Below are 23,276 nucleotides of genomic sequence, written 5' to 3'. Positions count from 1 at the left end.
ACCTTGCCCCATCTTCCCCTTCCAGAATTGAGGGTCCCCATCATGAAAATCACCTGGTTCGGGCATTCCGCCTTCCGTCTCGATTTTGCGGACAACGTCGTGCTGATCGATCCGTTCTTCTCCGGAAATCCGGCCTTCGAAGGCAGCAAGGAGAAGGCCTATGAGGGGGTAACCCACATCCTCATCACCCACGGCCATGGGGACCATGTGGGCGATACTCTTGAGATCGCGAAGGCCACGGGGGCGAAGGTCGTCACGAATTTCGACCTGTGCATGTATCTGGTCTCAGAGGGCCTGGAGAATTTCGACCCCATGAATACGGGCGGCACGACGGATCAGGGCGGCTTCTCGGTGACCCTCGTGCGGGCCGACCATTCGGCGGGCCTCGTGGAGATGGGCGTCAATTTCCCCCTCGGCAGCCCCAACGGCATCATCGTGAAGGCGCCGGGCGAGCCGACAATCTATCATATGGGCGATACCGATATTTTCAGCGACATGGGCCTGATCGCCGAGATCCACCAGCCGGACGTGGCCATGGTGCCGATCGGCGACCGCTTCACCATGGGCGGAGAGGTCGCGGCCCTCGCGGTTCAGCGCTATTTCAAGCTGAAGGCGGCCATTCCCTGCCATTACGGCTCATTCCCGATCATCGACCAGACCGCCGACAAGTTCGTGGCGGCCATGGACGGGAAGGGGACGCAGGTCGTGGTGCCGCACAAGACGGTGGGCGTGAGGATCTGAGATCATATTCGGTGCCATTCCCTCCGCTACGCTCCGGCCGGAAATGACGCGCTCCTCTTCACCTCTCCCTGAGGGAGAGGTGGCGCAGATGCCCTTGAATGCCTCCTGAGACACATCCGACATTGCCCCCTCGGGCGGCCGGGTGTTATAGCCCGCCCAACAGTATCAAAGGGTTTGGCCATTCATGTCGGTCGATCAGAAAACGGTTCGTCGGATCGCGCATCTGGCGCGCATTGCCGTCACGGAGGAGGATGTTCCGCACCTCCAGGGCGAGCTCAACGCCATTCTTAACTTCGTCGAGCAACTCAACGAGGTGAATGTGGACGGCGTGGGGCCGATGACCTCGGTCACGCCCATGACCATGAAGAAGCGCCAAGATGGCGTCACCGATGGTGAATACCCGGAAAAAGTCCTCCGCAACGCGCCTGCGCGGGAAGACGACTTCTTCGTCGTGCCGAAGGTGATCGAATAGGCAGCCGTCCTCCCGGCCCAGGCGAAGCGCCGAGCCGGAATCGTGCCGTCCAGCATAGTCTCATCACGATCCCGGATCGCCCTAAGGCGTCCGGGATGACGAGGAATAGACCCCGTGACCGAACTGACCCATCTCACCATTGCCGAGGCCCGCGACGGCCTGAAGGCCAAGACCTTCTCCGCCACGGAACTCGCCAAGGCCCATATCGGCGCCATCGAGAAGGCGAGGGCGCTCAACGCCTATGTGCTGGAGACGCCGGAAAAGGCGCTCGCCATGGCCAAGGCCTCCGACGAGAAGATCGCCAAGGGCGAGGCTGGTGCCCTGGAAGGCATCCCGCTTGGCATCAAGGACCTGTTCTGCACGGATGGCGTGGTTTCCACGGCCGGGTCGAACATCCTCAAGACCTTCAATCCGCCCTACGAATCGACCGTCACGCGCAACCTGTGGAACGACGGCGCGGTGATGCTCGGCAAGCTCAACATGGACGAGTTCGCCATGGGCTCGTCGAACGAGACCAGCGCCTTCGGCCCGGTCGTGTCGCCCTGGCGGCGCGAGGGCTCGAATGTGAGCGCGGGCGCGTCCGGCGCCATCGAGGGCAGCCATCTGGTTCCCGGCGGCTCGTCGGGCGGTTCGGCCGCGGCCGTGGCGGCGCATCTGTGCCTTGGCGCGACGGCGACCGATACGGGCGGCTCGATCCGCCAGCCGGCGGCCTTCACCGGCACGGTCGGCATCAAGCCGACCTATGGGCGCGTCTCCCGCTGGGGCACGGTGGCTTTCGCCTCATCCCTCGATCAGGCAGGCCCGATCACTCGCACCGTGCGCGATTCCGCGATCATGCTACGCTCCATGTCGGGCCCGGACGCCAAGGACACCACCTGCGTCGATCTGCCGGTGCCGGATTTCGAGGCCGCCGTGTCTCGTGGCGTGAAGGGCCTCAGGATCGGCATCCCGAAGGAATACCGGATCGACGGCATGTCGCCGGAGATCGAGAAGCTCTGGCAGCAGGGCACGGAATGGCTGCGCGCCGCAGGCGCCGAGATCGTCGAGGTCTCGCTGCCGCACACGAAATACGCGCTGCCCGCCTATTACATCGTGGCCCCCGCCGAGGCGTCCTCGAACCTCGCCCGCTATGACGGCGTCCGCTACGGCATTCGCGAGAACGGCAAGGACATCGTCGAGATGTACGAGAAGACCCGCGCCGCCGGTTTCGGCCGCGAGGTCAAGCGACGCATCATGATCGGCACATACGTGCTCTCGGCGGGCTATTACGACGCCTATTACGTCCGCGCGCAGAAGATCCGCACGCTGATCAAGCAGGATTTCGAGAAGGTTTATGCGCAGGGCGTTCATGCCATCCTGACGCCCGCTACACCGTCCGCCGCCTTCGGTATCGGCGAGAAGGGCTCGGGCGATCCGGTCGAGATGTATCTCAACGACATCTTTACCGTTACCGTGAACATGGCGGGCCTCCCAGGCATCGCCGTTCCGGCAGGGCTCGATTCGCAAGGGTTGCCGCTCGGCCTCCAGCTCATCGGCCGCGCCTTCGACGAGGAGACCCTCTTCGCGGCAGGTCAGGTGATCGAGGATGCGGCGGGCCGCATCGCGTTGCCGCAGCCCTGGTGGGCGAAGGCGTGACACCTCCCGTCATTCCTCTTTCGGTCTGGCTCTGGGGCGCCTTCGATCCGGTTCTGATCGTGGTCGCGGTGATGCTCGGCTGGAAGGCCGATCAGATCGGCAAGGTGTTCATCGCCGCCATCGCGGCTTTGGGCATCTCGGTGCTTGTCTCCTGGCTGATCACCGGCATCGGCATCCCCTGGATCGCCCCGATCAGCCACGACACGCCGACGCTCTATCCCGTTCGCGCCATCGCCGCGTTGATCTGGGCGGGCGGAGCCTACGCCGCCCGCCGCGTGGCAAGCCGGTAGGGGCAGTCTTTCGTCATTCCGTGGCGCGACGGGGCAGGACGGGTTCCCTATGTCTCCGCGATCCCCGCGAGTCGGCTCGATGAATCGAGGGCGTTTGCGATCTCGTCCAGCGTCGCCTTCTCGGCATCGCTGACCGCGACCCCGCCGAAGCCGAGGAAGCCGCCCTCCTTGCCGGCTTCCGCCGCTTCCTGCGCCACATGGCGCAGCCAGGCCTTGAAGGCGGGAGCGTCTTCCGGGGCTTTCGCGTCGAGTATGGCGGCGACCGCGCGAAGCTCGTCGATGGCCTTCTCTTTCACTTCGCTGAACTGACTGCCCTTGAACCGATCCTGGAAAGAGGTCCGGACCGCGTCGCGGGTCGCCGGGTCCGCGATGTCGCTGGCGACGGCCTTGACGAGGGGATTGGCATTCGGGTCCTTCTGCACCTCCAGAAGGGCCCAGCCGCTGGACATGGATTCCTTCAGCAGGCCCCAGAGCCCGCTCGGCTCCGCCGCCGTGATCGCCATGCCGGCCACCATCGGGCTTGCGACGATGCGGGCCCATTCCTCCGGGGTAAAGCTTGCCTTGCTTGCCATCTCGAAGCTCCCTGTGCTCAGAGCATCGTGCGAAAAAGTGGATCCGGTTTTTCGCGCAACGATGCGACATCAAAAGAAGAGAGCATCGGACGCGCCGGTTCCGGCTGAGCGTCGGATGCTCTCGCTCGGCGCGGATCGCGCCAACGGCTCAATCACCGGAATTTAGCTTTGTTCCGAGATGCCGAAGGTCTCACCGAGGCCCTTCCGCCCCGCCGGGGTGATGGCAAGCGCGCGGCTGTCCTTGATGCGCTCGACCCAGCCCAGCTCGAAAAGCCGCGTGCAGAGCGCGGCTCCGAGCCGTCCGGCGAGGTGAGGGCGGCGCTCGCTCCAGTCCAGGCAGGTGCGGCACAGGGCGCGGCCCCGTCCGCGTCCTGCTTCCAGGTCGATTCCGAAATCGCACAGGAAGCGGTGGCCGCCATCGGTCAGCGCGCCTGCGCTATCGGACAGGACGATGTGATTGCGTGCGGTCAGAGTGTCGGCGAGCGCGATGCCGAGGCGCCCGGCGAGATGATCATAGCAGGTGCGGGCATTGCGCAACGCCTCGTCCTTCGGACCGACCGGTCGGTGGCGCTTGGGGCCGAAGGAGGCGACCGCCATCAGGGCTTCGATGGCCTGCGCCACTTCCGGCGTCGCCAGCCGGTAATAGCGGTGGCGGCCTTGCCGGGCCACGGCGAGCAGGTTGGCCTCGCTGAGCTTGGCGAGATGTCCGCTCGCGGTCTGCGGGCTGACACCGCTGTGCCAGGCGAGCTCGCTGGCGGTCAGCGCCCGTCCGTCCATGAGGGCGGAGAGGATGTTGGCGCGGGCGACGTCGCCGATCAGGGCTGCGATCTCCGCGAGGGTGTTGCCTGAAACCATGGATGTCATGATCGGATCATAGACCGTATAGGCATCCCGGTCAGCAAAGGACGTTTCGGCCTGGGCCGAAACGTTCCTGCGGGACGGGGACGCTCCGTCATGGCAATTTCTCGCCATCCCGGAACGAATGGAACCAGCGATGCCGACGAATTCTCCAAAGACGCCCAACTACGCGGCCGAGCTTTCCCTGCTCGCCGCGCTCGCGACCCTATGGGGCGCATCCTATACCTTCATCAAGCTCGGTATCGAGACGATTCCGCCGGTCACGTTGATCGCGGGGCGAACGATCGTCGCGGGGGCGGTGCTTTTGATCATCCTGTGCCTGCGCGGCATCAGGCTTCCGCGCGATGCGTCAAGCTGGCGGAAATTCGTCGTTCAGGCCTGCCTCAACAGCGTCATTCCCTTCACCCTGATCGCCTGGGCGGAAAAATCGGTCGATGCGGGGCTCGCGGTCATCCTGAATTCGATGACTCCGGTCTTCACGTTCCTCATCACCCTGCTCTGGACCCGGCACGAGCCCACCACGTTCCGCAAGATGACCGGCGTGGTGATCGGCCTTTCGGGCACCTGCGTCATCGTCGGCACGCAGGCCTTCAACCATGTGGGGCAGGAACTCTTCGCCCAGCTTGCGGTGGTGCTGGCAACGATCTGCTATGCGGGCGCCGCGATCTTCGGGCGCAATTTCAAGGGACTCGATCCGATGTCGCCCGCCGCCGGATCGCTGGTTTCAGGGGCTGCGATCCTGATTCCCGTCAGCCTCGTCGTCGACCGGCCATGGACTCTCGCTCCCTCGGCGACGTCGATGCTGGCCCTTCTCGGCCTTGCGGTCTTCTCCACCGCTTTCGCCTTCGTCATCTATTTCCGGCTCATCCACACGCTGGGATCGGTCGGCGCAACGGCGCAGGCCTATCTGAGAGCCCCCATCGGCGTCGCGATCGGAGCCTATTTCCTCGGAGAGCGGCTGAGTTCGTCAGCCTGGGTCGGTCTTGCCTGCATCCTGATCGGCGTTGCGCTGATGACCATCCCCCAGAAGGACGTTCGTCCGGTGCTCAAGGCGACCTGAGGCAAAAAATGGGCCCGACCGGAAGGCCAGGCCCATAATTCATGATGCGGTTACGCTTACGGCTTTGGCGCCGTCGGGTTGGACGGGGCAGAAGGTGTCGCCGGAGCGGACGGGGCCGACGGAGCGGTCGTCGAGTCGGTCTTAGGCGAAGACGGAGCTGCCGGGGCCGTCTGCGTCTGTGGTGCCGTGGTACTGCCGGTCGTGCTCACGTCGCGACTGCCGCCATCGTAGAAGAGAAATGCGAGCAAGCCGAGAGCGATAACAAGACCGCCAATCAAATAAGCAAGAGTATTCGACCCGCGAGCCTCAGGTTCGTAAATCTCGTTGTCACGATTGTAGAGGTTCGGGTCGCGATCCATCGGATCTACAGCCATTGTTATCTCCTTGACCATTTACCAACCGAACAACGCTCAACATCGAGTGCGGTTTCACGCAGGCTTGGCTTTAGCATTAAATAGCTGTGCACAAATTATAACTGAACTTAACAATACTCCGCCATATTCTGAACGGATGTTCAGGTCGGAAAGGGGTTGACCGGAGCGGCCCGAGGCTCTTACTCCGGTTGGAAATTATCGATAGATGAAGGCGCGAGGCCGCATGAACGCTCCGGTCAACCCGAAGAAACTCATCAAAGGCGCGACAGGCGATTGGGAAGTCGTCATCGGCATGGAGATCCATGCCCAGGTGACGAGCCAGGCCAAGCTGTTCTCGGGGGCCTCGACGGCCTTCGGCGGCGATCCGAACCGCCATGTCTCGCTCGTGGACGCTGCCATGCCCGGCATGCTGCCCGTCATCAACGAGGAGTGCGTGCGCCAGGCGATCCGCACGGGCCTCGGGCTCAAGGCCGAGATCAACCTCAGGAGCACCTTCGACCGGAAGAATTATTTCTATCCGGACCTGCCGCAGGGCTACCAGATCAGCCAGTACAAGAGCCCCATCGTGGGCGAGGGCGAGGTCATCGTCGACGTGCCGGAAAGCGGCGAGACGATCACGGTCGGTATCGAGCGCCTGCACCTGGAGCAGGACGCGGGCAAGTCGATTCACGACCTGCATCCGACCATGAGTTTCGTCGACCTCAACCGCTCCGGCGTGGCGCTGATGGAAATCGTCTCCAAGCCGGATCTCCGCTCCTCCGACGAGGCGCGGGCCTATGTAACAAAGCTGCGCACGATCCTGCGCTATCTCGGCACCTGCGACGGCGACATGGACAAGGGCAACCTGCGCGCCGACGTGAACGTGTCCGTGCGTCGCCCCGGCGAGCCTCTGGGCACGCGCTGCGAAATCAAGAACGTCAACTCGATCCGCTTCATCGGCCAGGCCATCGAGATCGAGGCGCGCCGCCAGATCGGCATCATCGAGGATGGCGGCACCATCGACCAGGAAACCCGCCTCTTCGATCCCGGCAAGGGCGAGACGCGCTCCATGCGCTCAAAGGAAGAGGCGCACGATTACCGCTACTTCCCCGATCCCGACCTGCTGCCGCTTGAGTTCGATCAGGCCTATGTGGACGATCTCGCCCAGTACCTGCCGGAACTGCCGGACGAGAAGAAGGCTCGTTTCATGGCCGATTACGGCCTCTCGGCCTATGACGCGAGCGTCCTGGTGGCCGAGCGCGCCTCCGCCGATTATTTCGAAGAAGCCGCCAATGGCCGTGACGGCAAGAGCGCCGCGAACTGGATCATCAACGAGCTGTTCGGCCGCCTCAACAAGGAAGGCAAGGACATCTCCTCCTCGCCGGTTTCCGCCAAGCAGATCGGTGCGATCATCGACCTGATCGGCGAGAGCGTGATCTCCGGCAAGATCGCGAAGGACCTGTTCGAGATCGTCTTCACCGAAGGCGGCGATCCGCGCGAGATCGTCGAGGCCCGCGGCATGAAGCAGGTCACAGATACGGGAGCCATCGAAAAGGCCATCGACGAGGTCATTGCCGCGAACCCGGACAAGGTAGAGCAGGCCAAGGCCAAGCCGACCCTGCTCGGCTGGTTCGTCGGTCAGGTGATGAAGCAGACGGGCGGCAAGGCCAATCCACAGGCCGTGAACGAGCTGCTGAAGAGCAAGCTCGGGATCGAGTAACATCAGCGGTTTTTTCTGAGCGGGGCAGGTTTGTCCCGCTCTCATGGTCAAGTCACAGACCGCCTCAAAGCGGTCGGTATTGTTATGCTGGCAAGTTTATTGCAAGTTTATTGAAGGCGTGAATTCAAGAATACAACGTCGGCTGTTCCTTCATGCGATGGCATGATATTTCCCTTCGAGAATTAATCGGGTCTTAGAATAATGAAGACACTTGGTTTGATCGGCGGGATGAGCTGGGAGAGCACGGCAATCTACTATCGCCATATCAACGAGATCACACGAAAACGCAGAGGAGGTCTCCATTCGGCCCCGCTTCTCGTCTGGTCGTTCGATTTCGCCAAGGTCGCCGAGCGCCAGCATGCCGGAGATTGGCAAGGTGCAGCCGATCTCATGATCGAGGCTGCCAGAAAGCTTGAGGACGGGGGCGCCGAGGGCCTCGTGATCTGCACGAATACCATGCACCGGATGGCTGAAGAGGTGCAGGCGGCGACGACGGTTCCTCTCTTGCACATTGCGGATGCAACGGCGAAGGCGGTCGTCGAAGCGGGCGTTAGGCGTCCCATTCTCCTCGCCACCCGGTTCACGATGGAGCAGGATTTTTACAAGGAGCGGCTGCGCGAGAAATTCGGGCTCGATGTCGTCATCCCGGATGAGGCGGGCCGCGCGATGGTTCATCGCGTGATCTATGAGGAGCTTTGTCAGGGCATTGTCAGCGAGAGCTCGAAGGCGGCATATCTCTCCGAAATAGAGCGCCTGAAACGGGAGAACAACGCTGACGGCGTGATCATGGGATGCACTGAAATTACCATGTTGATCGGGCAGGGGGACATCGACGTGCCCGTTTTCGACACCACGCTTCTTCACGCCATTTCGGCAGTAGACTTCGCTCTCGCCTGAGATCGAGCGCTTTGCATATTCTTATTCATGACATCGAGAATAAGCCGATAATCCCGTGAGCGCGCAGCCGAACCCTTTCGCCCCGCACTGGCTGATCCGGGACATCGTCATCGGATCGCATATTCACGCGGCGGGGCCGGGGAGCGTGCTCTTCATCGGCGATTCCATCGTCGAGGGTTTTTACTGGAACCGGATCGGCGCGTGTCCGGTCGTCAATGCCGGCTATTCCGGCATCTGGACCGAGGCGCTTCTCCCCAAGGTGCCGCGCCTTCTGGAGACGGCGAAACCGCGTCTCGCCGTGCTGCTGGTCGGTACCAACGACGCCAAGAAGGGCAAGACCGAGCCGGAACTCGACGAGGTCGCAACCTATTGCGACCGGATCGTGCGGCTCTCCGGCGAGACCGGCGTGCCCCTCATCGTGATGACGCCGCCGCCGGTCGAGACGGGCAAGCGCCTGACGAGTTTCTATTCCGTCGAGGCCATGGCCTCGCTGAGCCGCCGCATCGTCCGCATCGCCGAGCGGCACGGAGCTGGCGTCATCGACATGCACACGGCTTTTTCCGGCGCGGGGCACGAGGCGCAAGAGGGCTTCACCACGGATGGCATCCACCTTTCGCCGCAGGCCTATCGTCGGATGCACGATATGCTCACGCGAAAGATCACCGAGATGATGGATCGGGTTCAGGGAGCCTGACTATGGCCGATGCGGCGACGGAGCACGGGCTGACGACGTTGCGCCCAGCGGCGGACAGCGATGCGCAGGATCTCTTCGGGCTCCTATCGTTGTGCTTTGCCGATTACCCCGGCTGCTTCATCGATCCGCATGACGATCTCTTCGATCTGCGCGCGCCCGGCTCGTCCTTCGAGAAGAGGGGCGGGGTGTTCTGGGTGCTGGAGGATAAGCGCGGCCGCATCTGCGCCTGCGTCGCCGCCGATTTTCCGGAAACCGATGTCGTCGAGCTGCACCGCCTCTATGTCCGTCCCGACCAGCGCGGCAAGGGCCTGGGCGCATCCCTCGTGCGCCACGTGGAGGGTTATGGCCGAAGAAAGGGCGCGCGACGCATACTGTTCTGGTCCGATACCCGGTTCACGAAGGCCCACCGCCTCTATAAGCGCATGGGCTATGCGCAGATCGGCGACAAGCGCGATCTCGGAGACATCTCCGGTTCGGTGGAATATCGGTTCGAGAAACCGCTTTCGGCGTGAGCCGGAATCTGCTTCGATTCAAGCCACAGCATAGGGACTGAAATCGTCATGCTTGGAATAGCTGGTGTCCTGTTCGGCATCTTTCTGGCCCAGGTTTCGCCTGGGCCCAATCTGATGGCCGTCTCATCCGCCTCGCTCGGAAGCGGGCGTCTGGTGGGTTTCTCCACCGCTGCCGGGGTCGCGACAGGCGTATTCATCTGGGCCGTTCTCTTTGCGCTGGGGATCGGGGCCTTTCTCAAAGCCTTTCCGCAGACGATCATGGCGATGCGCCTCCTGGGCGGTGGCTATCTGGTATATCTCGGTCTGAAAGCCCTGCACGCTGCCATTGCTTCTTCTTCAGACCGTCCTGTTGCAGGGCGTGCGGAGATGCGGGCCGGTGCGGCCTATCGGCGTGGCTTGTTCGTGGTCATGACCAACCCCAAGGCTGCCCTGATGTGGGTGGCCGTTTCCATGTATCTGGCATCCGCCGGGCTCTCTACCCTTCAATTCCTGGCTATCGGCGTCGGCGCGTCCATATCGGCGACGGTCGTCTACGGCACCTATGCCCTCATCTTCTCGACCGGAACCGTCACCCGCGTCTATGCGCGCTTCTGCCGGGTGATCGAGGGGTGTTTCGGCGTAGCCTTCGGCGGCATCGGCGCAAAGCTTTTCATCGATGGCATCAGGGAATTGAAAGCTTAATCATCTCTCGCCTGGAGCATCGAACCCGAAAGTGGAGATCACTTTTCCACACGATGCGCTAGCGAACGCACCGAAGGTGCCCTATCATATCCGAGCGGCTGATATCCTGGCCGCTCCTGCCATCAACCTCAGCTGAAGGAGGCGTCACATGTTCCTGCCCGTCGTCGCATGCGCGCACGCCGCGTTCCTTCACCCCATCAAAGCTGCAGGTTTCGATGAAGCAGATCACGCTTTCCCTTGTCTGGTTAACCATTCGAATTGACGTTATCCCGGCCGCGCTCGAGCGCGTGCCCAAGCCGAACTCCGCAAAGGCCTTCTCCTCATCCGAGCCGAAAGCCTCTTTTCGAGCGAAACTCGGCCCTCATCTGCTCCGGGACATCGGAGAAGATGACAGCCGGCGCGACTGACGGTGACCGATGATCGCGATCGTGTCGCCGCAGCGGGCTTCTCCTCATGGAATCTCGTAGACGGAGAACGCGTCGTTGATCCCACGCAGGGCGGTCAACTTCTGCGTGGGATGGAGATTTTGCGCTGCAATGAGATGCGAGGCTTGCGGGTCCTCGATCACGGCGCTTGTGGCGAAGATCGAGCGCGAGACCGCGAGGTTCTGGACCCGCGAGGCGATGTTCACCGTCTGGCCGAAATAATCCTGCCGGTCGTTGAGCATGACCGCGAGGCATGGTCCCTCATGAATGCCGATCTTGAGCAGCAGGTCCTCCTGCCCCCGCTGCTCGTTGAGCTCGCGCATCGCTTCGCGCATCCGCAGCGCCGCGGCAAGCGCATGGTCGGGCGTCGGGAAGGTCGCCATCACTGCATCGCCGATGGTTTTCACCACGGCGCCACCCTCGGAGGCGACGATCTCGTTCAGCACGCGGAAATGCTCGCGCACCAGATCGTAGGCGACCAGATCGCCGACGCGCTCGTAAAGCTCCGTCGAGCCCTTGAGATCGGTGAAAAGGAAGGTCAGGCTCGTGATCTTCAGGCGTTGGTCGATATCGAGCGTATCCGTGCGGTAGATGTCCCGGAAAGTCTGGTTCGAGAGCAGGCGCTTGGCCGTAAGGAACGGCCTGCGCCGACCGAGCATGTCATGCAGCTTGTCGTTGGCGATCCAGACGGCGGGCAGCACCCGCTTGGAGGTGCGGTTTTCGAGCGAGAGCCGGAGCGGACCGGGCCGCAGCTCGACCGTGTCGTGCTGCGCATGCTTGTCGTCGTAAACGATGGAAAGGTTCTGGCGCTCGCGGGTCGGCTCGCCCTTCACGTCGATGAACTGCGCTCCATGGGTGATCGGCTCGAAGACGATGATGAAGTCGGCCGGGAGCTGCAGCGACAGGGAGGCGCGCTCTCCCGCGGGAAGCTCGATCGAGTCGAGAACGATGTCCTCCATGATCTCCTCGAAATTGTCCGGAAGATCGACGCCCGAGCCCCAGAAGAACTGGCGGGCATAATCCCACATGGGCAGGCTGTCCGGCTCATGCGCCGCGATCCTGCGCACGCGCGGGCTGATTGTGAACGTCACCTCTACCATCTCGTCGAGGGTCGGCTCGTATCCCGCCCCGCAGAGGGCGCAGTTATAGGACTCGTGATGAACCGTCTTGAGGCTCGTGCCGGCATCGAGCACCCCGCCGCAGCCGGGGCAAAGTACGTTCCAGGACAATTCGAACAGCCCGAGCCGCGCCGCATGCAGAAAGGCGGCGATCAGGCGTTCCTCGTCGAGGCCCTCCTTGGCGGCCAGCAACAGCACGTTGATGCGGTTCAGTTCGTGGTCCGGAGCCTCCCGGACCAACCGCTCGATCACATCGACGGCTTCAGGATCGGCCGATTGACGCAGAATTGTGAAAAGCGCCTGATTCTCGCTCATGATCCACCTCCCCGGAGGCGCATGACGACCAGCATTCCGCAGGCCCGAAAGGCCAAAAGAACGGCGGCCTTGCAGCGGTCACGGTCCGGGCAGCGCGCGCCCGAGGCCACACTTCATAAGAGGATATGGGTGTGAATACGATGTCTGGTAGCCCGGCGGCGTCGGTTCCGCCGTTAAAAACCTAGGCCACGCCGAATTCCTCCGCATAACGGTTGGCTACCCGGGTCTGCCAGAGGCACAGGAACGGCGTCACGATCAGTTCCAGGAACAGCCCGCCGATCATGAACAGGGATGGCAGGCCGGTGAGGATCAGGCCCGTAAGCCGCCCCAGGCCGCCGATGACGATGAGGAGGGTCAGGAGCCGGAAGCGGTTCGTCTTCTCCTCGATACGCGGCACCGTGCTCCAGAAGCACAGCCCGATGCCGAGCAGAAGCCCGGAGAGAAACCGGAAATGGCTCTCCGCCGAGATGCTCACCGTTTCCCCCGTCAGCGCATGCCCGAACAGAACCCCGTAGAGCCCGATCGCCGCGGGAATGATGGCGAGAATGGCCACCGTCTGCTGCAGAAGTTTCCGTTCCCGTTCGATGTTGGCCATGTCGCCTCCAGATTCGAGATTCTGGTCCTTCCGGGGCGTGAATCAATCGGCTAGCGCTTCGTGCGGGAAAGTGGATTCGGTTTTTCGCTGACGCGGACCTTCGGTTCGCTCAGAACGATGCGCTCATTCAACCGGAGGGCATCGGATTGATCCCAAAAGTGCATTCCACTCTTGGGTCCGATGCTCTAGGGTCCGCACCGTCAAACCAGCTTACAGGTTCATCCATGCCGGCACGTTTCGAACTCCATGGCGTCTTCCTCTCCGGTCCGACCTACAAGGTCGGCCTCATGCTCTCCCTGGCGGGGGAGCCCTTCGACTATGTGCATGTGAACCTGCGCGAAGGGGAGCATAAGCAGCCGACCTATCTCTCGAAGCAGCGCTTCGGACAGGTGCCGCTTCTCGTGGACCGGTCCAATGGCCGCCAGCTCTGCCAGTCGGCCGCGATCCTGGAATACCTCGCCGACACCCTCGGCAAGTTCGGCGGCGCGACTCTGGATGAGCGTCTGCAGGCGCGCGAATGGCTCTATTGGGAATTCGATCGCCTTGCCCCGGCAATCTATCGCAGCCGGTCGATCAGGAAGGGCTTCCGTAAAGGCGGACCGGAACTTCTCGAAATGTATGCGACGGAGGCCGATGCGGCCCTGACGGTCCTGGATCGGCATCTGGCAGGCCGCAACTGGGTCGTCGGAGAAGGCGCGACCATCGCCGATATCGATATTTACGGCGTGATCGCCTTCGCGGAAGAGGCGGAGATCGGTCTTGCCTCCTATCCCAACATCGTCGCCTGGGTGAAGCGCGTGGAAGCCTTGCCCGGCTTCGGCCCGACCGGGAAACTTCTGCCGCCGGAAACAAAAGCCGCCGCATGAGCGAACTAGTTATCCGTCAGGCGCGGGCGGAGGATCTGGAAGCGATCATCCGCCTGCATGAGGAGGACGAGCTCGGCTCCCATGGCGATGCCTGGACGCCCGAGAACAGGCCTGCCTACGAGGCCGCCTTCGCCGCGATTGCGGCGAGTCCCGAGAACCGGCTCTTCGTCGCCCTCGACGGGGGCGAGATCGTCGGCACGTTCCAGCTCACCTTCATTCCCAACCTGACAAGCCGGGGTGCCCTGCGTGTGAAGGTGGAGAGCGTGAAGGTGAAGGCTGCGCGCCGCTCGGGCGGGATCGGTGGGAGGATGATGGTCTTCGCGGAAGCCGAGGCCCGTGCGAACGGCGCCGCCATGCTCGAACTCACATCCAACAAGACGCGCCAAGACGCCCACCGCTTCTACGAACGCCTCGGCTTCGCCCGCAGCCACGAGGGCTTCAAGAAGAAGGTTTAGGCAAGCTAGTGAGGCATGCGGACTTCGCGCTCAGGAGCTCCCGGCGCTCCCTTGCGGATAATTACGCTTGCACCGCGAGCCAGCGGATGGTCCTTCAAGACGGGCTCAATGGCGTGGAACATTGCTTCGGCATCGGGGCCATAGAGGTAAACGATGGTCACGCCCGGTCCGCTCTCGTGACCGTCATGTTCACCGAGGCTGCCAAGAGCTTCGGTCAGACGGTCTTCAAGCCTGGTGAGATCATATTCTTCATAAATCTCGTCAGGCAGCGACGCGCCAGCGAGATGAATGAGGATGGCTTGCTCATCTGACGCATTCTCTGGAGCTGCTGAGTGCTTGCCCAGCAAACGAGACAACCATTTCATAGAATCCTCGCCTCGTACTCGGACGAACTGCAATGCAGGCCACTTGCCTGGCTGTTCATTTAGCTAAGGCGTAAGGTGCGCGATCTGGCTCTGAGCGCGCACCTTGCTCTTTCAAGCTTTCGTGCCGCCCTTTAGCCGCTTGTTGCACTCGCTCCAGAACTTCGGCCACTTCATGTCCTTGGTGACCTTGCCGGCCGCCTTATCGGCCTTCCACTCGGCGCTGCACTTTGTCATGCGCTCGCGGGCGGCGAGTTGGCCGGCGGTGGGCTCCTTTTTGGGATTTGTCTGGGCGGATGCCGGCAGCGGCATGGCGAGGGGGAGGGCCATCGCGGCGGCGAGGGCGGTGCGCAGGATGCGGTTCATCGTCGGAATCCCTGTATGGCCATGAGGAATATATGGCTCTCCGCAAAACTCATACGAAACATTGAAACATGCAAGGCCGTCAGGGCGGCCATGCGTTCTGTCCACGGGAAATCCTTGTGATCGGTGGTGTCCGTAACGATCTTATGTCTTAACCTCGCGGGACACGCGTTGTCTTAGAGCCGAGGAGAGGCATGCTATGGCGGCTTCCGCCCAACAACCGATAGAACTCTATTACTGGCCGACCCCGAACGGATGGAAGGTCACCATCATGCTCGAGGAGACGGGGCTTCCCTACACGGTCCATCCGGTGAATATCGGCAAGGGAGACCAGTTCCAGCCGGAATTCCTGGCGGTCTCGCCCAACAACAAGATGCCGGCGATCGTCGATCCCGGCGGGCCCGGCGGCAAGCCGATCTCCGTGTTCGAGTCCGGCGCGATCCTGCAATATCTCGGCCGCAAGACGGGCCAGTTCTATCCGCAGGACGAGCGCAAGCGGGTCGAAATCGACCAATGGCTGTTCTGGCAGATGGGCGGTTTCGGCCCCATGCTCGGCCAGACCCACCATTTCCGCATCTACGCGCCGGAAAAGATTCCCTACGCCATCGACCGCTATACCAATGAGGCCAACCGGCTCTATGGCGTTCTGAACAAGCAGCTGGCGAGCCATGAATTCGTGGCTGGCGACTATTCCATCGCCGACATGGCGATCATGCCCTGGGCGAAGCTCTGGGAGCGGCAGGGCCAGAACATCGAGGACTTCCCGCATGTGAAGCGCTGGCTTGAGACCATGCTCGCCCGCCCGGCGGTCAAGCGCGGCATCGCGGTCAGTTCCGAGGACCGCGGCAAGAACGACATGACGGATCCGAAGGTCCAGGCCGTGCTATTCGGTCAACGGGCACGGTAAGCCAAGCGGGCCAAATCATATTGTCATCCCGGATGCCGCAAGGCGATCCGGGATCGTATGACGGGGAATGGTACGACTTGCTCTCATTCCCTACGGATCTCGGGTGTTCCCAAGATCCGCAGGGAGGGAAAAACAGCCCCCTAATTCACCTTTGTCCAGGTTTGCGAGCGGCAGATGAGGCCACCGAGGATGCAGCCTGAGAGCTGCATGGCGTTGCCGCCCTTGAAGCTCATCTTGCCCGTATAGGTCTTGCCGTCCTTGTAATTGTAGAGCTGTCCGGTGAAACCCTCGCCGGAGGGCCGGATATCCGAGATCATCTGAACGCCGACAAGGTTGCGGCCCTTGAGCTTCGGGTCGGGATTATTGACGTCCTTGGCCTCGCCTTTGACGGCCGTGATGGTGCCGCAATAGACGGCGCCGCATCTGGCGACGCGGACATGCGTCTCGCCGCTTTCGCTCAAATAGGTGCCGCTCGGATCGGCGGATTGGGCATGGGCCGATCCGGCCAGGACGAGGAGGCCGAGGGCGGCGAGGAGGGCAGGCTTCATGGTTCACTCCCAGGATGTCGGTCTTCAGGCGGACCGCTCCTGAGAAGACTAGGGGAGGGTAGTAACCTTTCCAACCACCCGACTTCGCTGTTGCGAAAAGGGCCTTGAGAGGCGGGGGGAGCACCGCTATAAGCGCGGCACTTTCCACATTTTGACCTTAAGAGTGAATAGTCATGGCCCTCGAGCGCACCTTCTCCATCCTCAAGCCCGACGCGACCGCGCGGAACCTGACCGGCGCCATCAATGCCGTCATCGAGAAATCGGGTTTGCGCATCGTGGCGCAGAAGCGCATCCACATGAGCCGCCGCGAGGCCGAGACCTTCTACGCGGTCCACAAGGAGCGTCCCTTCTTTGGTGAGCTCGTGGATTTCATGATCTCCGCTCCGGTCGTCGTGCAGGTTCTGGAAGGCGAGAACGCCGTTCTCCGCTATCGCGAGATCATGGGCGCCACCAACCCGGAGAGCGCCGCGGAGGGCACCATCCGCAAGCTCTACGCCAAGTCCATCGGCGAGAACTCGGTCCACGGCTCCGACAGCCAGGACAACGCCAAGATCGAGATCGCCCAGTTCTTCTCGGGTAACGAGATCGTCGGGTAAAACCGACCAAGCCCGCACTTCCCCAGCCTCATCCTGAGGAGGTCACGCAGTGACCATCGCGAAGGATCAGGCGTCTCCCGCGCGTGCTGGATCCTCCTTCGAGACGCGGCTTCGCCGCTCCTCAGGATGAGGGGGATGCTAGTCAGGGCTGAAAACATGTTTAAAGGCCGCCCTCGGGCGGCCTTTTCGTTTTCCGCTTCATCCGTCATGATGCGCCGCCATGAATCAAGCTCCCCGCATCGAACGCCGCACCTCCGTCTGCCCGCACGACTGCCCGTCGACCTGTTCGCTCGACGTGGAGGTGATCGAGGGGCGCACCATCGGGCGCGTTCATGGGGCGAAGGCCAACAACTACACGGCGGGCGTCATCTGCGCGAAGGTGGCGCGCTATGCGGAACGGATTCACCATCCCGACCGTCTGCTTCACCCCATGAAGCGCACCGGCCCGAAGGGATCAGGCCGGTTCGAACGCATCTCGTGGGATGAGGGGCTCGATATCGTCGCGCAGAAGTTCCTCGAAGCGGAGAACGATTTCGGCGCGCAATCGGTATGGCCCTATTACTATGCGGGCACCATGGGCTACGTCATGCGCGACGGCATCAATCGCCTGCGCAACGTCAAGAAATATTCCGGCCAGTATTCCACCATCTGCACCGCCACCGCTTATACCGGCTACGTAGCTGGCACCGGAAAACTCGCCGGGCCCGATCCGCGCGAGATGGCCTTGTCGGATTGCGTGGTGATCTGGGGCACGAACGCGGTGCACACCCAGGTCAACGTGATGACCCACGCCATGCGCGCCCGCAAGGAGCGCGGGGCGAAGATCGTCGCCATCGACATCTACATGAACGCGACGATGAAGCAGGCCGACATGGCGCTTCTTCTGCGCCCCGGCACGGACGGCGCGCTCGCCTGCGCGGTGATGCATGTGCTGTTCCGCGACGGTTACGCGGACTGGGATTATCTCGAACGCTACACCGATCATCCGCGCGAGCTGGAAGCCCATTTACAGAGCCGCGATCCGCAATGGGCCTCGGCGATCACGGGGCTGCCGGTCGAGGAGATCGAGGCTTTCGCGAAACTCGTCGGGGAAAGGAAGCGCACCTATTTCCGCCTCGGCTTCGGGTTCGGGCGCCAACGCAACGGCTCGATCAACATGCACGCCGCTTCCTGCATCGCGGCGGTAACGGGTGCGTGGCAACTCGAAGGCGGCGGCGCCTTTCACAACAACGGTGCAATCTATCACTGGAACAAGGCGCTGATCGAAGGGCACGATGCCGCCGACACGACGATCCGCCGGCTCGATCAATCGCAGATCGGCCGCGTTCTCACCGGCGACCGGCAGGCGCTCTATGACGGCCCGCCGATCAAGGCGATGCTGATCCAGAACACCAACCCCGTCTCCGTCGCGCCGGAGCAGGATCTGGTGAAGCAGGGGTTTTCCCGCGAAGACCTATTCGTCTGCGTGCACGAGCAGTTCATGACCGAGACGGCGCTGATGGCCGATATCGTCCTGCCCGCGACCATGTTCATGGAGCATGACGATCTCTATTCCGGCGGCGGGCATCAGCATTTCCAGCTCGGCCCCAGGCTTGTCGACCCGCCCGGAGAATGCCGCACGAACCACGAGGTGGTCCGCGAGATCGCGCGGCGCGTCGGCGCGCAGCATCGCGGCTTCGACATGGAGCCGCGCGAGCTGATCGACTGGACGCTGCAGAATTCCGGCTGGGGCTCGATCGATAACCTGGAGAAGCAGGTTCATATCGATGCGCAGCCCGATTTCAGGCAGGCGCATTATCTCGACGGCTTCGCCTATCCGGACGGCAAGTTCCGCTTCAGGCCCGATTGGACCAAGGTGCCCTCCGGCAATAACGGCCCGATGGGGCCGTGGAGCGAGATTCCGTCCTTTCCGGACCATTGGGCGGTGATCGAAGAGGCGACGGATGAGCATCCCTTCCGCCTCGCCACCAGCCCGGCCCGGCAATTCCTCAACTCCACCTTCAACGAGACTCCGACCTCGCAGGCCAAGGAGGGACGCCCCGAGGTGATGATCCATCCGCGCGATGCGGAGCCGCTTGGTATTGCGGATGGGGATTGGGTGAAGCTGAAGAACCGCCGCGGCGAGGTATATCTGCGCGCCCGGTACTTCGAGGGCGTTCGGCGCGGCGTGCTGATCGCCGAAGGCATCTGGCCGAACGCGGCGCATCCCCATGGCCGTGGCATCAATACGCTCACGGGAGCCGATCAGGTCGCGCCCTATGGCGGAGCCGCCTTCCACGACAATCGGGTTGCTCTGGAGAAGGTGACGGCCAATCTTTCCACGCCTGGGTAAATGGACAGAGCCCACTATTGGCTAAGTCTTAAGACTATTCTCGACGACCCCTTGACCCTGCCGGGACGAGCCTATCCTTAAGCTTGATCATCATCTCGTTCCTCCAGGAGTTCCCATGAGAGCTGTTTTCCGCTCGGTGCTGGCTGCCGCCGCCATCGTCGCTACCGCTACCGCCGCCCTTGCTGCCGCTTCCAACACGCCGACCATGTACGAGCCGGATCCAGCCCTGAAGACGGCGAGCATGACCGAGCTGCAGGCCCGCGTGCGCCAGGCCTGCACCGTGACGCAAGCGAAGATCCAGAACGTGAGCGAGTTCTCCCTGACCCGCAAATGCGATTGCTATGCGGGCCGTACCATGCGCGCCATGAGCACCGACGAGGTGCAGGCCTATCGCGATACTGGCGTCTTCAATGACGGCGCCCGCGCGAAGGCGTTCGGCGCGATCGATTCCTGCAAGTTGCAGCGGCCGATATTGTAAGTGTCGAGTATTGCTCGCCCTTGTCATTCCGGAGCGAGCGTCAGCGAGAGCCCGGAACCCATAAATGCTGACAGGCACGAATAAGGCGCGACGATAGCCGCTGCTTCATATTCTGTTCCATCTGCGGCCATGGGTTCCGGGCTCCGCCTTCTGGCGGCCCCGGAATGACAAGAGGGGCGTTGCCTCAACCCGGCGAGCGCAGTGAGCCCTCTGCGCTCCATCCTTCAGCGAAGACCACGCGCCCGCCCTCTAACCGTGCGCGGCCATCGCAGATCATGCGCAGGGCCTGCGGATAGAGCACGTGCTCCTGCGCCAGCACACGCGCTGCAAGCATGTGGTCCGTATCGCCGGGCACGACCGGCACGACGGCCTGGGCGACGATGGGGCCCGCATCCAATTCCGGCACGACGAAATGTACGGTGCAGCCATGCACCAGAACGCCTTCCTCCAACGCCCGCTGATGGGTGTGCGTGCCGCGAAAGAGCGGCAGGAGGGAGGGGTGTATATTGACCATCCTGCCCGCCCAGCGCTCCACGAACCAGGGCGTCAGCACCCGCATGAAGCCGGCAAGGCAGATGAAGTCGATATCGCGCTCGCGCAAGGCGGCATCGAGAGCCTGCTCGAAGCTCTCGCGGGTGGAATAGGCCTTATGGTCGATGGCGAGCGCCTCGATTCCCGAGGCCCTGGCTCGCTCGAGGCCGCCTGCATCCGGGCGGTTCGACAGAACCAGCGCGATCTCGGCCGGATAATCGGGGCAGCACGCGGCCTCGATGAGCGAGACCATATTCGAGCCGCGCCCGGAAATCAGAATGGCGATGCGGCGACGGGTCATCAGAGCTTCAGACGTCCCGTGGTCTGGACCTGTTCGCTACCCGCATGGACAATGGTTTCGCCGATGCGGACCGGGTTCTCGCCTGCCTCGCGCAGGGCCTGCATGACGCTCTCCACCCTGTCAGCCGTGGCGACGACGATCATGCCGATGCCGCAATTGAACGTGCGCAGCATCTCCGCTTCGGCGACGCCTCCGGTGCTGGCCAGCCAGCCGAAAACAGACGGGACGGGGATGGCGTCGAGGTCGAGCCGCACGCCGACTCCCTCGGGCAGGACGCGCGGAATGTTGTCCGGGAAGCCTCCGCCGGTGATGTGGCAGAGCGCGTTGATGCCGTCCGTGGCCTTCAGGGCTGCGAGAAGGGGCTTCACATAGAGCCGGGTCGGCGTGAGAAGGGCCTCGGCGAGGGTGCGACCTGCTGCGAAGGGGGCTGGCGCGTCCCAAGGTAGACCGGAGGCCTCGACGATCCGTCGGACAAGCGAAAAGCCATTGGAGTGGACGCCGGAGGAGGGCAGGCCGATCAGCACATCGCCCGCCTTGACCTCTTTCGGCAGCAGCGTCCCACGCTCGGCGGCGCCCACGGCGAAGCCCGCGAGATCGTAATCGCCGCGTGCATAGAGACCCGGCATTTCGGCGGTTTCGCCGCCGATCAGTGCGCAGCCGGACTGCCGACAGCCTTCGGCGATACCCTTCACGATGGCGACGCCAACCTCGGGCTCCAGCTTTCCGGTCGCGAAATAATCGAGGAAAAACAGAGGCTCGGCGCCCTGGACGATGATGTCGTTCACGCACATGGCCACGAGATCGATGCCGATCGTGTCGTGGATGCCCGTATCGATGGCAATTTTCACCTTGGTGCCGACGCCGTCATTGGCGGCCACCAGGATCGGATCCTTGAAGCCTGCGGCCTTGAGGTCGAACAGGCCCCCGAAGCCGCCGATTTCCGCATCGGCCCCGGGCCGGCGCGTCGCGCGCACCAGGGGTTTGATCTGATCGACCATGGCATTGCCCGCGTCGATATCGACACCCGCCTGCGCATAGGTGAGGCCGTTCTTCAGTTTCTCGGTCATCGGCATACCCTGTTTGCTGGGGCAGTAAGGCGAGAGGGGGCCGGAGGCAAGGGGCTTTGCGCAATGCCTGTGGCGTTATCCTGGGGTATGGTATTGCACTTGTCATTGCCCGCCGAAGGGGAGCGGTGCCCGACCTCAGGTAGACTGCGCATTGAGGCGCGGCTTTGTCTTGGACGCAGCCTTCAGGCGGGCGAAATAGTAGTCCCGGAACGCATTTGCTCTCCTTGCAGCGTTTTCCCGTTTGACCGTCGTGTATTTGACTTTGACGATTTTCTTCCGTATCACCATCACGAAGCTGAACGATTGGTGTTCGACGCCGTCATAGGTGTGAGAAAGCTGCATGGAGGCAGTTTTGGCTCCAATCTGCTTTGTTAGAATCGCCACTTTCTCATCGCTGCCTAATTTGCGCTTGAGTTCTATTATCCTCAGCTCGATTTCCAACGCGATAGACATTTGTCCCGCGCGTGGAATATCTGCGACACGATCAGAAACGATTACGTCCGCCCAATCACGTTTCTCATCGCCGTATCGAACGCTGAAACTTTCCCCACTCCGAACACATGTGTACTTTCGCATTTTTCCACGAGGCAGGCCTTTGATCGCGTCAGGAAAAGGGAAACCTTCGATCATTCGAGACGATTCTAGCTCGTCAAAGCCTTTTCCTGTGCAAGCGGAGGCCGGCAAGGTCGGGAGCACCAGAAGGGGGAGGATAAGGGCTGCAACGCTTCCGAGGCTGGCAATGGACCGGCCGATCATGGGGGCTCCGCTGGTTGAAATGCGATAACGTAAGCATGGATGAAGTGCCTTGAGGGGGCAAGCGGGCGATCCAATTCGCCTTTCTGCGTCGCTTCTGCGCGAGAGCGTATGGCTTCCTCCCCCTTGCCGGGGACGCAAGGGCTTCCTGCTATTCCCCCTTATCCCAGCACTCCCCAACCTGACATTGAACTCCCGGCCTTAAGACGCCATCATTCCTATCGATGACCATTCCGAACTTCATCACCATCGCCCGGCTCATCATCGTCCCGATCCTGATCGTCATGATCATGCAGCAGAGGTGGGCTGCGGCCTTCATTCTGTTCGTGGTGGCCGGGATTTCCGATGCCGTGGACGGCTTTATCGCCCGGCATTTCAACATGCAGAGCGAGTTCGGAGCCTATATCGACCCGCTGGCCGACAAGTCGCTTCTCGTCTCGATCTATGTCACCCTCGCTTTAGTAGGGGCGATCCCGAGCTGGCTTGCCATCGTCGTGGTGTCCCGGGACGCCATGATCGTCGCAGCGGTGCTCCTGTCCTGGGTCATGCATCGCCCGGTTGCGATCAAGCCGCTTCTCGTCAGCAAGCTGAATACGGGGGCCCAGATCGCCTTTGCCGCCTTCGCGCTCGCGGCCAACGCCTTCGGGCTCAACCTTGGCGGGTTCGAGGAAGCCGCCATGCTGGCCGTGGCCGCCTTGACCATAGCCTCCGCCGGTGCCTATCTCGGAGGATGGCTGCGGCACATGACGGGCTGAACGGACTTGAGATATGAGCAAGGT

28 protein-coding genes are annotated in these 23,276 nt (G+C 62.4%); 18 read left to right on the top strand and 10 right to left on the bottom strand.

Annotated features, from left to right (window positions below):
* Positions 1–42: 42 nt before the first annotated feature.
* The 4 genes from AB4Y97_RS05930 (at position 43) to AB4Y97_RS05915 (ending at position 3,138) form a co-directional block, all read left to right on the top strand.
* On the top strand, positions 43–741 hold the full coding sequence (locus tag AB4Y97_RS05930) for a metal-dependent hydrolase (protein WP_441998096.1): 699 nt from the start codon (positions 43–45) through the stop codon (positions 739–741).
* A 184-nt stretch (positions 742–925) separates the two neighbouring features.
* The gene (gene gatC / locus AB4Y97_RS05925; RefSeq protein ID WP_441998095.1) at positions 926–1,213 is read left to right on the top strand and encodes an Asp-tRNA(Asn)/Glu-tRNA(Gln) amidotransferase subunit GatC; all 288 of its coding nucleotides are present in this window, start codon (positions 926–928) and stop codon (positions 1,211–1,213) included.
* A gap of 114 nt (positions 1,214–1,327) precedes the next feature.
* Positions 1,328–2,848, top strand: a complete 1,521-nt coding sequence (gene gatA, locus AB4Y97_RS05920; protein WP_441998094.1) for an Asp-tRNA(Asn)/Glu-tRNA(Gln) amidotransferase subunit GatA — start codon at positions 1,328–1,330, stop codon at positions 2,846–2,848.
* Positions 2,845–3,138, top strand: a complete 294-nt coding sequence (locus AB4Y97_RS05915; protein ID WP_441998093.1) for a hypothetical protein — start codon at positions 2,845–2,847, stop codon at positions 3,136–3,138. The genes gatA and AB4Y97_RS05915 overlap by 4 nt, the downstream gene beginning before the upstream one ends.
* A gap of 47 nt (positions 3,139–3,185) precedes the next feature.
* Here AB4Y97_RS05915 and AB4Y97_RS05910 read toward each other — a convergent pair whose 3' ends face one another.
* Complete coding sequence (locus tag AB4Y97_RS05910; protein WP_441998092.1) at positions 3,186–3,710, bottom strand: hypothetical protein; 525 nt, start codon at positions 3,708–3,710, stop codon at positions 3,186–3,188.
* 162 nt (positions 3,711–3,872) lie between these two features.
* Positions 3,873–4,565 carry an ArsR/SmtB family transcription factor gene (locus tag AB4Y97_RS05905; RefSeq protein WP_441998255.1) on the bottom strand — a complete coding sequence of 231 codons (693 nt, stop codon included), beginning with the start codon at positions 4,563–4,565 and terminating at the stop codon, positions 3,873–3,875.
* 139 nt (positions 4,566–4,704) lie between these two features.
* Here AB4Y97_RS05905 and AB4Y97_RS05900 point away from each other — a divergent pair, with 139 nt between their 5' ends.
* The 7 genes from AB4Y97_RS05900 (at position 4,705) to AB4Y97_RS05870 (ending at position 10,892) form a co-directional block, all read left to right on the top strand.
* Positions 4,705–5,628 carry a DMT family transporter gene (locus AB4Y97_RS05900; RefSeq protein ID WP_441998091.1) on the top strand — a complete coding sequence of 308 codons (924 nt, stop codon included), beginning with the start codon at positions 4,705–4,707 and terminating at the stop codon, positions 5,626–5,628.
* Between the two features lie 597 nt (positions 5,629–6,225).
* Positions 6,226–7,701, top strand: coding sequence for an Asp-tRNA(Asn)/Glu-tRNA(Gln) amidotransferase subunit GatB (gene gatB, locus AB4Y97_RS05895; RefSeq protein WP_441998090.1), 1,476 nt, complete (start codon positions 6,226–6,228; stop codon positions 7,699–7,701).
* A 201-nt stretch (positions 7,702–7,902) separates the two neighbouring features.
* Positions 7,903–8,598 (top strand): aspartate/glutamate racemase family protein, encoded by a 696-nt coding sequence (locus AB4Y97_RS05890; protein ID WP_441998089.1) that lies wholly within the window; start codon positions 7,903–7,905, stop codon positions 8,596–8,598.
* Positions 8,599–8,653: 55 nt separating this feature from the next.
* Positions 8,654–9,292 carry an SGNH/GDSL hydrolase family protein gene (locus AB4Y97_RS05885; protein WP_441998088.1) on the top strand — a complete coding sequence of 213 codons (639 nt, stop codon included), beginning with the start codon at positions 8,654–8,656 and terminating at the stop codon, positions 9,290–9,292.
* A gap of 2 nt (positions 9,293–9,294) precedes the next feature.
* Positions 9,295–9,804 (top strand): GNAT family N-acetyltransferase, encoded by a 510-nt coding sequence (locus tag AB4Y97_RS05880; RefSeq protein WP_441998087.1) that lies wholly within the window; start codon positions 9,295–9,297, stop codon positions 9,802–9,804.
* A 48-nt stretch (positions 9,805–9,852) separates the two neighbouring features.
* Positions 9,853–10,485 (top strand): LysE family translocator, encoded by a 633-nt coding sequence (locus tag AB4Y97_RS05875; protein WP_441998086.1) that lies wholly within the window; start codon positions 9,853–9,855, stop codon positions 10,483–10,485.
* 215 nt (positions 10,486–10,700) lie between these two features.
* Positions 10,701–10,892, top strand: a complete 192-nt coding sequence (locus AB4Y97_RS05870; protein WP_441998085.1) for a hypothetical protein — start codon at positions 10,701–10,703, stop codon at positions 10,890–10,892.
* A 44-nt stretch (positions 10,893–10,936) separates the two neighbouring features.
* Here the strand turns inward: AB4Y97_RS05870 and AB4Y97_RS05865 are convergent, their stop codons facing one another.
* Positions 10,937–12,343 carry an adenylate/guanylate cyclase domain-containing protein gene (locus AB4Y97_RS05865; RefSeq protein ID WP_441998084.1) on the bottom strand — a complete coding sequence of 469 codons (1,407 nt, stop codon included), beginning with the start codon at positions 12,341–12,343 and terminating at the stop codon, positions 10,937–10,939.
* 181 nt (positions 12,344–12,524) lie between these two features.
* Positions 12,525–12,929, bottom strand: a complete 405-nt coding sequence (locus AB4Y97_RS05860; protein WP_441998254.1) for a DUF4345 domain-containing protein — start codon at positions 12,927–12,929, stop codon at positions 12,525–12,527.
* A 233-nt stretch (positions 12,930–13,162) separates the two neighbouring features.
* Here AB4Y97_RS05860 and AB4Y97_RS05855 point away from each other — a divergent pair, with 233 nt between their 5' ends.
* Both AB4Y97_RS05855 and AB4Y97_RS05850 read left to right on the top strand, forming a co-directional pair.
* A complete protein-coding gene (locus AB4Y97_RS05855; RefSeq protein WP_441998083.1) occupies positions 13,163–13,804 on the top strand; it encodes a glutathione S-transferase family protein in 642 nt (213 codons plus the stop codon).
* Complete coding sequence (locus tag AB4Y97_RS05850; protein WP_441998082.1) at positions 13,801–14,259, top strand: GNAT family N-acetyltransferase; 459 nt, start codon at positions 13,801–13,803, stop codon at positions 14,257–14,259. The genes AB4Y97_RS05855 and AB4Y97_RS05850 overlap by 4 nt, the downstream gene beginning before the upstream one ends.
* A gap of 5 nt (positions 14,260–14,264) precedes the next feature.
* Here the strand turns inward: AB4Y97_RS05850 and AB4Y97_RS05845 are convergent, their stop codons facing one another.
* Positions 14,265–14,624, bottom strand: a complete 360-nt coding sequence (locus tag AB4Y97_RS05845; RefSeq protein ID WP_441998081.1) for a hypothetical protein — start codon at positions 14,622–14,624, stop codon at positions 14,265–14,267.
* A 111-nt stretch (positions 14,625–14,735) separates the two neighbouring features.
* Positions 14,736–14,987 (bottom strand): hypothetical protein, encoded by a 252-nt coding sequence (locus tag AB4Y97_RS05840; RefSeq protein WP_441998080.1) that lies wholly within the window; start codon positions 14,985–14,987, stop codon positions 14,736–14,738.
* A 196-nt stretch (positions 14,988–15,183) separates the two neighbouring features.
* On the opposite strand from AB4Y97_RS05840, the gene AB4Y97_RS05835 reads away from it, so the two are divergent.
* Positions 15,184–15,891, top strand: a complete 708-nt coding sequence (locus AB4Y97_RS05835) for a glutathione S-transferase N-terminal domain-containing protein (protein ID WP_441998079.1) — start codon at positions 15,184–15,186, stop codon at positions 15,889–15,891.
* Between the two features lie 140 nt (positions 15,892–16,031).
* On the opposite strand, the gene AB4Y97_RS05830 is transcribed toward AB4Y97_RS05835, so the two are convergent.
* A complete protein-coding gene (locus AB4Y97_RS05830; RefSeq protein ID WP_441998078.1) occupies positions 16,032–16,439 on the bottom strand; it encodes a DUF2147 domain-containing protein in 408 nt (135 codons plus the stop codon).
* Between the two features lie 173 nt (positions 16,440–16,612).
* On the opposite strand from AB4Y97_RS05830, the gene ndk reads away from it, so the two are divergent.
* From ndk to AB4Y97_RS05815, 3 genes are all read left to right on the top strand, one after another.
* Positions 16,613–17,035, top strand: coding sequence for a nucleoside-diphosphate kinase (gene ndk, locus AB4Y97_RS05825; RefSeq protein WP_441998077.1), 423 nt, complete (start codon positions 16,613–16,615; stop codon positions 17,033–17,035).
* 220 nt (positions 17,036–17,255) lie between these two features.
* A complete protein-coding gene (locus tag AB4Y97_RS05820; RefSeq protein ID WP_441998076.1) occupies positions 17,256–19,367 on the top strand; it encodes a molybdopterin-containing oxidoreductase family protein in 2,112 nt (703 codons plus the stop codon).
* A gap of 115 nt (positions 19,368–19,482) precedes the next feature.
* Complete coding sequence (locus AB4Y97_RS05815; RefSeq protein WP_441998075.1) at positions 19,483–19,845, top strand: hypothetical protein; 363 nt, start codon at positions 19,483–19,485, stop codon at positions 19,843–19,845.
* A 184-nt stretch (positions 19,846–20,029) separates the two neighbouring features.
* On the opposite strand, the gene purN is transcribed toward AB4Y97_RS05815, so the two are convergent.
* From purN to AB4Y97_RS05800, 3 genes are all read right to left on the bottom strand, one after another.
* Positions 20,030–20,677 (bottom strand): phosphoribosylglycinamide formyltransferase, encoded by a 648-nt coding sequence (gene purN / locus AB4Y97_RS05810; RefSeq protein WP_441998074.1) that lies wholly within the window; start codon positions 20,675–20,677, stop codon positions 20,030–20,032.
* Complete coding sequence (gene purM, locus AB4Y97_RS05805) at positions 20,677–21,744, bottom strand: phosphoribosylformylglycinamidine cyclo-ligase (protein WP_441998073.1); 1,068 nt, start codon at positions 21,742–21,744, stop codon at positions 20,677–20,679. The genes purN and purM overlap by 1 nt, the downstream gene beginning before the upstream one ends.
* A gap of 135 nt (positions 21,745–21,879) precedes the next feature.
* On the bottom strand, positions 21,880–22,500 hold the full coding sequence (locus AB4Y97_RS05800; protein ID WP_441998072.1) for a hypothetical protein: 621 nt from the start codon (positions 22,498–22,500) through the stop codon (positions 21,880–21,882).
* A 221-nt stretch (positions 22,501–22,721) separates the two neighbouring features.
* On the opposite strand from AB4Y97_RS05800, the gene AB4Y97_RS05795 reads away from it, so the two are divergent.
* Positions 22,722–23,252: a CDP-alcohol phosphatidyltransferase family protein gene (locus AB4Y97_RS05795; RefSeq protein WP_441998071.1), complete on the top strand. Its 531-nt coding sequence runs from the start codon at positions 22,722–22,724 to the stop codon at positions 23,250–23,252.
* The last annotated feature ends 24 nt before the right edge of the window (positions 23,253–23,276 follow it).

Origin of the sequence: Microvirga sp. 2TAF3 (genome assembly GCF_052114965.1) — a bacterium.
Lineage (GTDB): Bacteria > Pseudomonadota > Alphaproteobacteria > Rhizobiales > Beijerinckiaceae > Microvirga.
This window is presented reverse-complemented; position numbering and strand designations above follow the sequence as displayed.

Bases quoted from the DNA above. Each gene is read 5' to 3' on its own strand.
- AB4Y97_RS05890 (WP_441998089.1), top strand. From the start codon at position 7,903: ATGAAGACACTTGGTTTGATCGGCGGGATGAGCTGGGAGAGCACGGCA.
- AB4Y97_RS05865 (WP_441998084.1), bottom strand. From the start codon at position 12,343: ATGAGCGAGAATCAGGCGCTTTTCACAATTCTGCGTCAATCGGCCGAT.
- ndk (WP_441998077.1), top strand. From the start codon at position 16,613: ATGGCCCTCGAGCGCACCTTCTCCATCCTCAAGCCCGACGCGACCGCG.
- gatC (WP_441998095.1), top strand. From the start codon at position 926: ATGTCGGTCGATCAGAAAACGGTTCGTCGGATCGCGCATCTGGCGCGC.
- AB4Y97_RS05845 (WP_441998081.1), bottom strand. From the start codon at position 14,624: ATGAAATGGTTGTCTCGTTTGCTGGGCAAGCACTCAGCAGCTCCAGAG.
- AB4Y97_RS05820 (WP_441998076.1), top strand. From the start codon at position 17,256: ATGAATCAAGCTCCCCGCATCGAACGCCGCACCTCCGTCTGCCCGCAC.
- purM (WP_441998073.1), bottom strand. From the start codon at position 21,744: ATGACCGAGAAACTGAAGAACGGCCTCACCTATGCGCAGGCGGGTGTC.
- AB4Y97_RS05880 (WP_441998087.1), top strand. From the start codon at position 9,295: ATGGCCGATGCGGCGACGGAGCACGGGCTGACGACGTTGCGCCCAGCG.
- AB4Y97_RS05840 (WP_441998080.1), bottom strand. From the start codon at position 14,987: ATGAACCGCATCCTGCGCACCGCCCTCGCCGCCGCGATGGCCCTCCCC.
- AB4Y97_RS05830 (WP_441998078.1), bottom strand. From the start codon at position 16,439: ATGAAGCCTGCCCTCCTCGCCGCCCTCGGCCTCCTCGTCCTGGCCGGA.
- AB4Y97_RS05905 (WP_441998255.1), bottom strand. From the start codon at position 4,565: ATGGTTTCAGGCAACACCCTCGCGGAGATCGCAGCCCTGATCGGCGAC.
- AB4Y97_RS05930 (WP_441998096.1), top strand. From the start codon at position 43: ATGAAAATCACCTGGTTCGGGCATTCCGCCTTCCGTCTCGATTTTGCG.
- purN (WP_441998074.1), bottom strand. From the start codon at position 20,677: ATGACCCGTCGCCGCATCGCCATTCTGATTTCCGGGCGCGGCTCGAAT.
- AB4Y97_RS05870 (WP_441998085.1), top strand. From the start codon at position 10,701: ATGAAGCAGATCACGCTTTCCCTTGTCTGGTTAACCATTCGAATTGAC.
- AB4Y97_RS05800 (WP_441998072.1), bottom strand. From the start codon at position 22,500: ATGATCGGCCGGTCCATTGCCAGCCTCGGAAGCGTTGCAGCCCTTATC.
- AB4Y97_RS05815 (WP_441998075.1), top strand. From the start codon at position 19,483: ATGAGAGCTGTTTTCCGCTCGGTGCTGGCTGCCGCCGCCATCGTCGCT.
- AB4Y97_RS05900 (WP_441998091.1), top strand. From the start codon at position 4,705: ATGCCGACGAATTCTCCAAAGACGCCCAACTACGCGGCCGAGCTTTCC.
- gatB (WP_441998090.1), top strand. From the start codon at position 6,226: ATGAACGCTCCGGTCAACCCGAAGAAACTCATCAAAGGCGCGACAGGC.
- AB4Y97_RS05850 (WP_441998082.1), top strand. From the start codon at position 13,801: ATGAGCGAACTAGTTATCCGTCAGGCGCGGGCGGAGGATCTGGAAGCG.
- AB4Y97_RS05910 (WP_441998092.1), bottom strand. From the start codon at position 3,710: ATGGCAAGCAAGGCAAGCTTTACCCCGGAGGAATGGGCCCGCATCGTC.
- AB4Y97_RS05855 (WP_441998083.1), top strand. From the start codon at position 13,163: ATGCCGGCACGTTTCGAACTCCATGGCGTCTTCCTCTCCGGTCCGACC.
- AB4Y97_RS05795 (WP_441998071.1), top strand. From the start codon at position 22,722: ATGACCATTCCGAACTTCATCACCATCGCCCGGCTCATCATCGTCCCG.
- AB4Y97_RS05875 (WP_441998086.1), top strand. From the start codon at position 9,853: ATGCTTGGAATAGCTGGTGTCCTGTTCGGCATCTTTCTGGCCCAGGTT.
- AB4Y97_RS05835 (WP_441998079.1), top strand. From the start codon at position 15,184: ATGGCGGCTTCCGCCCAACAACCGATAGAACTCTATTACTGGCCGACC.